The 11,927-nt window shown below is 72.1% G+C and carries 12 protein-coding genes; 6 read left to right on the forward strand and 6 right to left on the reverse strand.

Going from position 1 to position 11,927, the window contains the following annotated elements:
- Window positions 1-4: 4 nt before the first annotated feature.
- Window positions 5-1,375 (forward strand): cystathionine beta-synthase, encoded by a 1,371-nt coding sequence (locus ACQP03_RS04740; RefSeq protein ID WP_357130075.1) that lies wholly within the window; start codon window positions 5-7, stop codon window positions 1,373-1,375.
- A gap of 173 nt (window positions 1,376-1,548) precedes the next feature.
- Here ACQP03_RS04740 and ACQP03_RS04745 read toward each other — a convergent pair whose 3' ends face one another.
- The 4 genes from ACQP03_RS04745 to ACQP03_RS04760 form a co-directional block, all read right to left on the reverse strand.
- Window positions 1,549-2,058, reverse strand: coding sequence for a GNAT family N-acetyltransferase (locus ACQP03_RS04745; protein WP_357397661.1), 510 nt, complete (start codon window positions 2,056-2,058; stop codon window positions 1,549-1,551).
- Window positions 2,055-2,984 carry a ribonuclease Z gene (locus ACQP03_RS04750; protein WP_357174934.1) on the reverse strand — a complete coding sequence of 310 codons (930 nt, stop codon included), beginning with the start codon at window positions 2,982-2,984 and terminating at the stop codon, window positions 2,055-2,057. The genes ACQP03_RS04745 and ACQP03_RS04750 overlap by 4 nt, the downstream gene beginning before the upstream one ends.
- A 363-nt stretch (window positions 2,985-3,347) precedes the next feature.
- The gene (gene msrA / locus ACQP03_RS04755; protein WP_357130066.1) at window positions 3,348-4,010 is read right to left on the reverse strand and encodes a peptide-methionine (S)-S-oxide reductase MsrA; all 663 of its coding nucleotides are present in this window, start codon (window positions 4,008-4,010) and stop codon (window positions 3,348-3,350) included.
- Window positions 4,011-4,084: 74 nt separating this feature from the next.
- The gene (locus ACQP03_RS04760; protein WP_357130063.1) at window positions 4,085-4,507 is read right to left on the reverse strand and encodes an HIT family protein; all 423 of its coding nucleotides are present in this window, start codon (window positions 4,505-4,507) and stop codon (window positions 4,085-4,087) included.
- Between the two features lie 103 nt (window positions 4,508-4,610).
- On the opposite strand from ACQP03_RS04760, the gene ACQP03_RS04765 reads away from it, so the two are divergent.
- The 5 genes from ACQP03_RS04765 to ilvA all read left to right on the forward strand — a co-directional run bounded on the left by ACQP03_RS04765 (window position 4,611) and on the right by ilvA (window position 10,751).
- Window positions 4,611-5,660, forward strand: coding sequence for a YncE family protein (locus tag ACQP03_RS04765; RefSeq protein WP_357397666.1), 1,050 nt, complete (start codon window positions 4,611-4,613; stop codon window positions 5,658-5,660).
- Between the two features lie 113 nt (window positions 5,661-5,773).
- Window positions 5,774-6,916 (forward strand): cystathionine gamma-synthase, encoded by a 1,143-nt coding sequence (locus tag ACQP03_RS04770; protein WP_357130057.1) that lies wholly within the window; start codon window positions 5,774-5,776, stop codon window positions 6,914-6,916.
- Window positions 6,917-6,946: 30 nt separating this feature from the next.
- The gene (locus ACQP03_RS04775) at window positions 6,947-8,338 is read left to right on the forward strand and encodes an amidase (RefSeq protein WP_357130407.1); all 1,392 of its coding nucleotides are present in this window, start codon (window positions 6,947-6,949) and stop codon (window positions 8,336-8,338) included.
- A 47-nt stretch (window positions 8,339-8,385) separates the two neighbouring features.
- Window positions 8,386-9,336, forward strand: coding sequence for a DUF4328 domain-containing protein (locus tag ACQP03_RS04780; protein WP_357397669.1), 951 nt, complete (start codon window positions 8,386-8,388; stop codon window positions 9,334-9,336).
- Between the two features lie 194 nt (window positions 9,337-9,530).
- Complete coding sequence (gene ilvA, locus ACQP03_RS04785) at window positions 9,531-10,751, forward strand: threonine ammonia-lyase (RefSeq protein WP_357174925.1); 1,221 nt, start codon at window positions 9,531-9,533, stop codon at window positions 10,749-10,751.
- Between the two features lie 48 nt (window positions 10,752-10,799).
- Here ilvA and greA read toward each other — a convergent pair whose 3' ends face one another.
- Together greA and ACQP03_RS04795 are read right to left on the reverse strand one after the other, a co-directional pair.
- Entirely contained in the window at window positions 10,800-11,297 is a 498-nt protein-coding gene (gene greA, locus ACQP03_RS04790) for a transcription elongation factor GreA (protein WP_355048818.1), read from the reverse strand.
- A 157-nt stretch (window positions 11,298-11,454) separates the two neighbouring features.
- Window positions 11,455-11,895 (reverse strand): DUF4307 domain-containing protein, encoded by a 441-nt coding sequence (locus tag ACQP03_RS04795; RefSeq protein ID WP_357130047.1) that lies wholly within the window; start codon window positions 11,893-11,895, stop codon window positions 11,455-11,457.
- Window positions 11,896-11,927: the final 32 nt, after the last annotated feature.

Below are 11,927 nucleotides of genomic sequence, written 5' to 3' on the forward strand. Positions count from 1 at the left end.
CACCGTGCAGTACTACGACAACGTCGTCGACATGATCGGCAACACTCCGCTGGTCCGCCTGCGGAGCGTCACCGAGGGCATCCAGGCCACCGTGCTCGCCAAGGTGGAGTACGTCAACCCGGGCGGCTCGGTGAAGGACCGCATCGCGCTGCGCATGGTCGAGGACGCCGAGGCGGCCGGTCTGCTCAAGCCCGGCGGCACCATCGTCGAGCCGACCAGCGGCAACACCGGCGTCGGGTTGGCCCTGGTGGCGCAGCTCAAGGGCTACCGGTGCGTCTTCGTCTGCCCCGACAAGGTCAGCCAGGACAAGCAGGACGTGCTGCGGGCGTACGGCGCCGAGGTGGTGGTCTGCCCGACGGCGGTCGCCCCGGAGGACCCGCGCTCGTACTACAACGTCTCGGACCGACTGACCCGCGAGATTCCCGGCGCGTGGAAGCCCGACCAGTACAGCAACCCGGCGAACCCGCGCTCGCACTACGAGACCACCGGCCCGGAGCTGTGGAAGCAGACCGAGGGCGGGCTCACCCACTTCGTGGCGGGCGTCGGCACCGGCGGCACGATCTCCGGCATCGGCCGGTACCTCAAGGAGGCCTCCGACGGCCGGGTGAAGATCGTGGGCGCCGACCCGGAGGGTTCGGTCTACTCCGGCGGCACCGGCCGGCCGTACCTGGTGGAGGGCGTCGGCGAGGACTTCTGGCCCGAGACGTACGACCGGGGCGTCGCCGATGAGATCATCGAGGTGTCCGACAAGGCGTCGTTCGAGATGACCCGGCGGCTGGCCCGCGAGGAGGGGCTGCTGGTCGGCGGCTCCTGCGGGATGGCAGTGGTGGCCGCGCTGGAGGTGGCGCGCAGGGCTGCCCCGGACGACGTCGTGGTGGTGCTGCTGCCCGATGGCGGCCGGGGCTACCTTTCGAAGATCTTCAACGACTCGTGGATGGCCCGGTACGGCTTCCTCGACAACTCCGGCGCCGAGCCCACTGTGGCCGACGCGCTGGCCAGCAAGCCGGGCGGGCTGCCCGAGTTGGTGCACGTGCACCCGACCGAGACGGTCCGCGACGCGATCGACTACATGCGTGAGTACGGTGTCTCGCAGTTGCCGGTGCTCAAGGCCGAGCCGCCCGTCGTGACCGGCGAGGTCGCCGGCTCGATCGCCGAGCGGGACCTGCTCGACGCGCTGTTCACCGGCCAGGCTCACCTGCACGACACCATCGAGCGGCACATGGGTGACCCGCTGCCGATGATCGGTGGCGGCCAGCCGGTCAGCGAGGCCGTGGGCCTGCTGGAGAAGTCCGACGCCGCCCTGGTCCTGGTCGACGGCAAGCCCAAGGGCGTCCTGACCCGCCAGGACCTCCTGTCCCACCTGGGCGCCCACTAACCGCCCACCCCACCCACCCACCCACCGCACCCACCCCACCCCACCGCGTCGATCATGGACTTGTGGTGGTGAGCAAAGGGGGCATCAATGCCTAAATTGCCCACCACAAGTCCATGATCGACGGGGGAGGTGGGGGCCGGGGGAGGTGGGGCCGGGGAGGGGAGGGGGAGGGGTTAGAGGGCGCGGGTGTAGCGGAGTTGGGTTGTGGGGGCCGTGCCCATCTTCTCTTCGCGTTCGGCCCCGGTCGGGGTCCAGCCGCCGCGCTCATAGAACGCGCGGGCGTGGGCGTTCTCCCGCAGCACCCAGAGCACCGCGCGACGCCAACCGCGGTCACGCATGGCGTCGAGCGCGTCCACCATCAACGCGCGGCCGGTGCCCCGCCCCTGCTCGGCCGGGTCCAGGTGGATCGCGTTGAGCAGCCCGGTCGTCGGATCGTCCTCGTCGTCCGGCCCCAGGTAGCTGAACCCGACGAGCCCGCCGACGCGTTCCGCCACGATCAGCCGGTGGGTGTCACGCTCCCAGCTCCACCGCTCGACCCAGTACCGTCCCATCGCCTCCCCGGTCGGTTTGGCCAGCGCCTCGGCCGGCAGGAACGAGGAGTACGCGGCGACCCGGGACCGTTGGTGCAGGGCACCGACCCCCATCAGGTCGTGATCGGTGGCGGGGCGGAGCGTGACAGTCACCCGGCCGAGGCTACCCGGCGCGGCGGGACCTGCACGGTGGTCAGATCCTCGGCGACAACCAGATCGCCGTCGAAGTGCGCGCGAGCCTCGTCATGGAACCGGCGCGGGTCGGGATAGCGCTGGGAGAAGTGCGTCAGCACCAGCGTGCGTACCCCCGACTCGGTCGCCACCCGCGCGGCCTGGGCCGCGGTCAGGTGGCCGACCTCGGCGGCCAGCGCGGCCTCCGACTCCAGGAACGTCGACTCGATGACCAGCAGGTCGGCGTGCTCGGCCAGGGCGTACACGCCGTCGCAGAGGCCGGTGTCCATCACGAAGGCGAATCGCTGCCCCGGTCGGGGCTCGCTCACCTCGTCCCGGGTGACGCGACGCCCGTCGAGGTCCAGGTGGCCGACGCGGATCAGCTCGCCGACGGCCGGGCCGGCGATGCCGTACGCGGCCAGCTTCTCCGGCAGCATCCGGCAGCCGTCCGGCTCGACGAGCCGATAGCCGTACGTCTCGATGGGGTGTCGCAGCCGGCGGGCCTCCAGCGTCCCGCAGCGCAGGGCGATCCGCTGCCCGTCGGTCTCGATCGGCGTTACCGCCAGCTCGGCGCTCTCGTAGAAGGAGGTGGCGTGCCGCAGCCGGGCGAAGTACTCGGCGCCGCCGGCCGGGAAGTGCACGGCGACCGGGTGCGGGACCCGGTCCAGTGAGAGCCGCTGGATCGTGCCGGGCAGACCGAGGCAGTGGTCGCCGTGGAAGTGCGTGACGCAGATCCGGGTCAGGTCGCTGGCGGTGACGGTGGTGTGCAGGAGTTGGCGCTGACTGCCCTCGCCCGGGTCGAAGAGGATCACCTCGTCGTCCCAGCGCAGCACGTAACCGTTGTGGTTGCGCTGCCGGGTGGGGGTCTGGCTGGCCGTCCCGAGAATCACCAGCTCGCGCATCGACACGCTGATCTCCCACCGAGATGAAGCGACCCCCGGGGCGCTCCACGCTGTCGCGTGGGCCGGCTGGACTAAGCCGGCACCCCGGGGGTCGGGTGGCTGTCGTGGTTTTCGCCGCACCGCTGCCACACGGTCTCGACGGTCGTACTGGTTGCCCGCCTCGCGGCGGACGATCACTGTCGAGGACAGCGGCTAGCGGACAGCCACCTCACGAGTCCGATTGCTATACAAGTCTGGACCACCTCCTTTCACGTGTACGGCCACGTTATCGAGTTCCCGCCGGGCTCGGCAACGGATTTCGATCACAGGGCCAAACGGGAATGCCCGGCCGCCTCGTCGGCAGCCGGGCATCGCGTTCACGCAGGTGGGTCAGCCGGCGGTACGGGCCACGCCGACCGGGCAGCTCAGGCCGTTCGGGCCGTGGTTGCAGTACCCGTTCGGGTTCTTGGTCGGCGCCAGGTACTGCTGGTGGTAGTCCTCGGCGAAGAAGTAGCTGCCGAGCGGGGCGATCTCGGTGGTGATCTCACCCTTGCCGGCCCGGGTCACGATCGGCTGGAAGGCGTCCCGCGACGACTCCGCGATGGCCCGCTGCTCGTCGGTGGTCGTGTAGATCGCCGACCGGTACTGGGTGCCCACGTCGTTGCCCTGGCGCATGCCCTGGGTCGGGTCGTGGTTCTCCCAGAAGACCTTCAGCAGGTCCTCGTACGTGATCTTGCTGGGGTCGTACACCACCTGGACGACCTCGGCGTGCCCGGTGCGGCCGGAACACGTCTCCTCGTACGTCGGGTTGGTGGTGAAGCCGCCCGCGTAGCCGGCGGAGGTCGTGTACACGCCGGGCAGCGTCCAGAACAGCCGCTCGGCGCCCCAGAAGCAGCCCATGCCGAAGACGGCCACCTGGAGGCCCTCCGGGAACGGACCCTTCAGCGGGGTGCCCAGAACCTCGTGGCGGTCGGCGACCGGCATCGAGATCGGGCGGCCCGGCAGGGCCTGCTCGGGCGTGATCATCTCGGCGTTCATACGGCGCAGGAACACGGTGGGACTCCTCTCATGCGTCTCCCAGCGTGTAACACCGGTGGGTTCTGCTTCCTTACCCGCGCCACTGTGACTCAGGCCCCGCCGTCGAGGGCGGTGGCGATCCGGTCGGCGTAGGTCTGTGCCTCGGCGTCGTCGCTGTACCGGGTGCGCGGCCAGAAGAAGCCACGCAGCCCGTCACCCTTGGTGCGGGGGACCACGTGGGTGTGCAGATGGGGGACGGACTGGGACACCCGGTTGTTCATCGCCACGAACGTCCCACCGGCCCCCAGGCCGGCCTCCACCGCCACGGCCAGCCGCTGGACCAGCGCGAAGTAACCGGGTAGCAGGTCGGCCGGCAATTCGGCCAGGGTCACCAGGTGCGTCCGGGGCACCACCAGCACGTGCCCCGCGAAGACCGGGCGGGTGTCCAGGAACGCCACCCCGTCCGGCTCGTCGGCGACCCGGAACGCCGGAACGTCACCCGACACGATCCCGCAGAACACGCACCCGTCCATCGCGCCAGGCTATAGCGCCGATCTGCGCTGACCTGCCCCCCACGTACGCATCGACTGTGGTACTCATTTACGGGTCTGGATCAAGAACATGGGGGGGACGCACGTGCACAGCAAGAGAGGCACGACCCTGGCACTGGCCGTACTGGCCGCCGGGTTGCTCACCGCCGGTCTCCCGGGCCCCGCCCAGGCCGCACCCGCGCCGACGGCCACCCCGCTGTCGTTGCCGGCGGTGGCCGACGTGGTCTCGGCCGGTGACCGGGTCTTCGTCAGCGGCGGGCCGTCCTCGACCGACGTCGTGGTGGCCAGCGCGACGGGTGCGGTCGTGGGCACCCTGTCCGGCCTGCCCGGTCCGACCGACCTGTTGCTCAGCGCCGACCGGCAGACCCTCTACGTGGCGCTGCCGACCGCTAATGCCATCGCCGCCTTCGACACCGGCACGCTCGTCGAGTCGGCCCGGTACGACACCGGCGCGGGCGAGTGCCCGTCGTCGCTGGCGCTGACCGGGCGGTACCTGTGGTTCGGGTACGGCTGCGGAGGCTGGGACGGCAACATCGGCCGGATCGACCTGGGCCGCCAGCCGGCGCGGGTGACCACGGGTCTGGACACCGGTAGCGGCTTCTACGGCGCTCCGCTGCTGACCGCCGCCAGCCAGAACCGTTCGGTGCTGTTGGCCGGGCAGCCCGGCCTGAGCCCCGCGTCGGTATACACGTACACGATCGGCACCGGTGGTGCGCTGAGCGCGCCGGGCACCAACGAGTTCATGGCGATTGGCAGCAACCTGCGCGACATCGCCCTCGACCCGACCGGCGCGACCGTGTTCACCGCGTCCGGCGCCCCGTACGAGGTGCAGGCGTTCCCGTTCGCCGACATCACCACCCCGTCGGCGACCTTCCGCACCGGCGCGTACCCCAATGCGGTCGAGGTCTCGCGCGACGGCACCCGGATCGCTGGCGGCGCGGACGCCTCCTACGACCCGGACGTGTTCGTCTTCTCCACGGGCGGCACCGAGCTGGCCCACTTCGAGCTGGGCGACGAGCTCAGCCCCGGCGCGCTGGCCTGGGCCCCGAACGGCGCCCGGCTCTACGCGGTCTCCTACGACTGGACCGGAAACCACCCGGTCACCCTGCACGTCCTGCCCGTCCCGGCCGCCTGAGGGCCGTTCCCGACGCTGAACCGGAGCGTGGGGTCGGACCGGATGGGTCCGGCCCCCGCCCGGGGCGCGGGTTCCGTGCCGGGTCGCCGGGACGGGGCACTAGCCTCACCAGAATGAGTCACGGCTTCGAGACGCTCGCCATTCACGCCGGTCAGGACCCCGAGGCCCGGACCGGCGCGGTGATCCCGCCGATCTACCAGACCAGCACGTACGCCCAGGACGCCGTCGGCGCGCCTCGGCTCGGCTACGAGTACAGCCGCTCCGGCAACCCGACCCGCGACGCCCTCCAGGAGTGCCTGGCCGCGTTGGAGAGCGGGCCGGTGGGTCTCGCCTTCGCCAGTGGCCTGGCCGCCGAGGACACCCTGCTGCGGGCGGTGTGCCAGCCGGGCGACCACGTGATCATTCCGGACGACGCGTACGGCGGCACCTACCGGCTCTTCGCCCGGGTGGCCCAGCGCTGGGGGCTGGAGTTCACGCCGGCCAAGGTCTCCGACCCGGCCGCGGTCCGGGCCGCCGTGCAGCCCGGACGGACGAAGATCATCTGGGTGGAGACGCCGACGAACCCGCTGCTCGGCATCGCCGACATCGCCGTCCTGGCCGGTGTGGCGCACGACGCCGGCGCGCTGCTGGTGGTCGACAACACCTTCGCCTCGCCGTACCTTCAGCAGCCGATCGCCTTCGGCGCGGACGTGGTGGTGCACTCCACCACCAAGTACATCGGCGGGCACTCCGACGTGGTCGGTGGCGCGCTCGTCGTCGCCGACGCCGCGCTCGGCGAGGAGCTGCGCTACCACCAGAACGCGATGGGCGCGATCAACGGCCCGTTCGACGCGTGGCTCACCCTGCGCGGCATCAAGACCCTCGGGGTACGCATGGACCGGCACTGCGACAACGCCGAGCGCCTCGCCGCCTACCTCGACGGGCACGCCAAGGTGTCCGAGGTGATCTACCCCGGGCTGCCTTCGCACCCTGGTCACGAGGTGGCGGCCAAGCAGATGCGCCGGTTCGGCGGCATGATCTCGTTCCGGGCCGCCGGCGGCGAGGACCACGCCGTCGAGATCTGCAACCGGGCCAAGCTCTTCGTGCTCGCCGAGTCGCTGGGCGGCGTCGAATCGCTGATCGAACACCCGGGTCGGATGACACATGCAAGTGCTGCCGGCTCGCCGCTTGAAGTTCCCGGCGATCTCGTGCGACTGTCTGTCGGCATCGAGACGGTCGACGACCTGCTCGCCGATCTGGAGCAGGCGCTGGGCTGACCGCTGGGGAGGACGGCCGTGCAGGACATCATGGCGACCTGGGTCGGGGCGACCGCCAAGCAGATCGCCCGGGGCGTACGGCGGGGTGACGTCTCGGCCACCCAGGTCGTTGCCGACCACCTCGAGTACATCGCCTCGGCCGACCGCGAACTGGCCGCGTTCCGCGCCGTTCGCGGCGGCGAGGCGATCACCGAGGCGGAGAAGGTCGACGAGCAGGAGGACCTGGCCAACCTCCCCCTGGCCGGGGTGCCGGTGGCCGTCAAGGAGAACACCCCGGTCGCGGGCCTGCCCACCTGGAACGGGTCGGCCGCCGCGCGGACCGAGGTCGCGGAGGCCGACCACGAGGTCGTCCGGCGGCTGCGGGGCGCCGGCGCGGTGATCCTCGGGGTCACCCGGATGCCGGAGCTGGGACTCTGGGCGCTCACCGACGACGACAGCGCGGTGACGCGCAACCCGTGGGACAGCACGCGTACCCCCGGCGGTTCCTCGGGCGGCGCGGCCGCCGCGGTCGCCGCCGGCCTGGTGCCGATCGCGCACGGCAACGACGGCCTCGGCTCGATCCGCATCCCGGCGGCCTGCTGCGGCCTGGTCGGCCTCAAACCCGGCCGCGGTGTGGTGCCCTGCCAGCTCGGCGCGGACGACTGGTTCGGTCTCACCGAGCACGGGATGCTTGCCAGCACGGTCGCCGACGCCGCCGTCGGCTTCTCGGTGCTCGCCGGCCGACGCCCGGAGAAGCTGGTCCCGCCGCAACGGCTGCGCGTCGGTGTCTCGCTGCGCTCTCCGGTACGCGGAGTCTCGCCGGACGCGCCCAACCGGGACGCGGTGGCCGCGGCCGGCCGGCTGCTCGCCGCCGCCGGCCACGACACCGTGCCGGCCGATCCGGTCTACCCCACGGCCCTGGGCCTGCAGGGCCTCGCCACCTGGTTCGCCGCGGCAGCCGCCGACGTCCGGGCCGCCGGGCTGGACCGGCGCGGTCTGCAACGCCGTACCCGGCGGCACGTCGCGCTGGGCGAGTGGGCACAGCGGCGCGGCTACGTCCGGGAGGCCGACCGGGTCGCCTGGCGGCAGCGGTCCGTCGACTTCTTCACCGACCACTCCGTCGACCTGCTGCTCACGCCCGCCCTGGCGAGCGCGCCGCCGGAGGCCGGCCGCTGGTCGGAGCGGTCCTGGCGGGCGAACCTGTCGGCCAACATCAGGTACGCCCCGTACGCCGCGCCGTGGAACGTCGCCGGCCTGCCGGCGATCGTCGTACCGGTGGGACGCCGCCCGGACGGCCTGCCGGTCGCCGTGCAGATCGTCGGTCCGCCCGGCTCGGAGCTGCTGCTGCTCGGTGTGGCCGGTCAGTTCGAGATGACCGCCCCGTGGGTGCGCCACGCGCCCGGCTATCCCCTCGTCGGAACGGGGTCGCCGGCCAGCGCATGATCGTCTAGCGTGTGCGCGCACCATCGCGCGAACCACGGGGGACACCAATGCGCTGCCAGACCTGCGGAGACGCCACGTCCTCCGAGCACAACGAATGCCCGCGTTGCTACACGCCGCTCGGCCAGCCGGCGGTCACGCCGGGGCTGCCGACCTACCGCGTACGGGGGATCGGGCTGGCGGCCAGCGTCGCGGTCGGCGCGACCGCCGTGCTCTACCTGGTGGTGGCGCTGTCCCCGCTGATCGGGATGGCGCTGGCCCGGCGGGCCATGGCCGACGACGACCCGGACCTGCTCCTCGGTGTGGTGATCATCAACGTCCTGGTGGCGCTGACCATGGCCGTCGTCTACCTCACCGCCGCCGTCCTGGTGATCATCTGGACCTGGCGGGCGCGCAAGAACACCGACGCCTTCCCCGGCGCACTGCCCACCCTCGGAGCGGGCTGGGCGATCGCCGGCTGGCTGGTGCCGTTCGCGAACTTCGTGGTGCCGGCCCGGGTCGTGGCGAACATCGCTCGGGACAGCCTCTGGCGGCGGTTCACGCCCACCCTCGTGAGCGTCTGGTGGTGCTCCTGGCTGGTGTTCAGCATCGGCGAGCGGCTGAGCAGCCGCCTCGACGACAGGGCGTACGCGAAGCTGCCGGAGACCCCGTTCAACGACGCCGGCTACCAGGCGTACGTCGACCACTACCGGGACTCGTTGCTTCGCAACGCCCTGCCGGCGCTGGGCTGCGCGGTCGCGGCGGTGACGCTGATCCTGCTGATCCACCGGATCTCCGCCGCCCAGGAGGCCCGGATCGCCCGCGCCGCCCCGGCGTGGCCGACCGCCCCGGTCTGGCCAGCACAAGCCTGGCCGCCGGCCCCGGTCACGTCGGCAGGCCAGCCCGCCCCGGCGGCCCCGGCGGCCGTGGCGCCCTCGGCGGCCGTGGCGCCCTCGGCGGCCGTGGCGTCCCCGGCGGCCGTGGCGCCCTCGGAGACGCCGGGGGCCGCGCCCAGGTCGTGATCCACTCCAGATCGCCGATGTGGCGCTGTCCGGGCGACCCGACAGCCCCACGTCGGCGATCTGGAGTGGATCAACGCGGGGGCGGCCCGCAAGTCGGGCGATCGGGGCGTCCGAGGACCGTCGACGCGGGTGGTCGCGTCGCGTACCCCGGTGTCGCCGCCGAGGCCGCCGGGCCCGGATGGCACGATCGGGGCATGACGGAACTGGTCGGCCTCGACGACGTACGGGCTGCGCGGAAACTGCTCGCCGACGTCGTCCGGACCACCCCGCTGGAGCCCTCCCGGCCGCTGAGCGCGGCACTGGGCGGGCCGACGTGGCTCAAGTGCGAGAACGTGCAGCGCGCCGGCTCGTACAAGGTGCGCGGCGCGTACGTGCGGATCTCCCGGCTGTCGGCGGCGGAGCGTGCGCGTGGCGTGGTCGCGGCGAGCGCCGGTAACCACGCCCAGGGCGTCGCGCTCGCCGCCGGGTTGGTCGGCACGCACGCGACGGTCTTCATGCCGGTCAACGCGCCGCTGCCGAAGGTCGCCGCCACCAAGGGGTACGGCGCGCAGGTCGAGCTGGCCGGCAACACCGTCGACGAGTCGCTGGTGGCCGCACAGACGTACGCCGAGCGGACCGGTGCGGTGCTCATCCACCCGTTCGACCACCGGGACGTGATCGCCGGGCAGGGCACGGTGGCGTTGGAGATCCTCGAACAGTGTCCCGACGTGCGGACGATCATCACGGGCGTGGGCGGCGGCGGCCTGATCTCGGGCATGGCGGTGGCCGCCAAGGCGCTCCGCCCGGACGTACGCATCATCGGGGTGCAGGCGGCGGGCGCGGCGGCCTTCCCGCCCTCCCTGGTGGCCGGAGAGCCGGTCCGGCTGCCGGCGTTCGCCACCATCGCGGACGGCATCGCGGTCGGACGGCCGGGGGAGATCACCTTCAACCATGTCCGCAAGCTCGTCGACGAGATCGTCACGGTCTCCGAGGAGGACATCTCGCGGGCCCTGCTGATGCTGCTGGAGCGGGGCAAGCAGGTCGTCGAACCGGCCGGGGCGGTCGGCGTGGCCGCGCTCCTGGCCGGCGTGGTGGAGGTGGAGACGCCGGTGGTGGCGGTCCTCTCCGGCGGCAACATCGACCCCCTGCTGATGATGCGGGTGATCGAGCACGGTCTCGCCGCGGCCGGCCGCTACCTGCGGGTGACCGTGCGCTGTTCGGATCGGCCCGGGCAGCTCGCGTCACTGCTCAGTCAGATCGCCGAGCACCGGGCCAACGTGGTGGACGTGGAACACCAGCGGGCCAACCCGCACCTCGGCCTCGGCGAGGTGGAGGTGGCGCTGTCGGTGGAGACCCGTGGTGTGGAGCACTCCGACACGTTGATCAGCGCGCTGCGGGCCAGTGGCTATCAGGTGGTGTTCGCCGCCGAGGCGTGACAGGCGGTGCCACGCCCCGGCGGCGTTACACCGTAGGGGAGCTGCCGCTCAGCCGGAGAACGGCTCGAAGCTGACCACGGTCACCTTGATGTCGGCGCCACTCGGTGCCGTGTAGGTGCAGGTCTGCCCGGCGCGACCACCCAGGATCGCCTTACCCAGGGCCGACTCGGGGCTGTAGACCGTCAGGTCGGTGGTGGCGGCGATCTCCCGCGAGCCGAGCAGGAAGGTCTCGGTGTCGTCGGTGTCGTCGTCGAAGTAGATCGTCACCACCATGCCGGGTGACACCGCGTCGGCCGTCGGCGCGGCGCCGACCTTGGCGGTGCGCAGCAGCTCCTGCAGGTAGCGGATGCGACCCTCAGCCTTGCCCTGCTCCTCACGGGCGGCGTGGTAGCCGCCGTTCTCCCGCAGGTCGCCCTCTTCGCGGCGGGCGTTGATCTCGGCCGCGATCGCCGGCCGGTTGGCGATGTGCTCGTCGAGCTCGGCCTGGAGGCGGTCGTACGCGTCCTGGGACAGCCAGGTGGCGGGCGCCTCGTTGCCAGTGGACACAGGCGTTCTCCTTGGTTGTGCGTGGCTGGCTGACAGGTGAACTACCAAGTTACCAGTGCGGTACGACACAGCGTGTCGGCGATCACCGCTGGTGTCCGGATCCGGCACCCGCGCTCGATGCCGGGCGACGGCCGTTACCGGGTGATGTCTCCGCAGTTCAGGACGGCGCTCGGCAGCGCAGCACCTCGCCGATGAACGGTCGGGCGCTGGTGTTCAGCCGGTGCCGGGCGCCGACGTGCCGCTCACCCGGGCCGGCGGTCACCGTGACCTCGTCGCGGCCCACCTCGACGCCGGCGCGGTCCCGGGCGCGCAGGACGCAGACGGCCGAGCCGCCCTCCGGCACACGTACCCGGAAGTCGACCACCACCTGGTTGTCCGTGATGTCGGTGTACGTGATCACCTGGGCGTCGTAGACCGGGTCGCCGTACTGCCGGTAGAGCCGCAGTGAGATCAGGCTCAGCCCCACCACCAGCACCAGGAGCACCAGGGCGGCCAGCAGCGTACGACGCCGGCCTCCGCCGGGTGCCCGGCGTCGGCCGTAGCGCCCGGCCGGGAAGACCGGCGCGCCCGGTGAAATTGTGGCGTGCGTCTCGGTCACCGGCGGGTATCTCCTGGCGTTGTTGTCGGCGG

The sequence above is a fragment of the Micromonospora sp. CA-248212 genome, from assembly GCF_050948405.1.
GTDB lineage: Bacteria > Actinomycetota > Actinomycetes > Mycobacteriales > Micromonosporaceae > Micromonospora.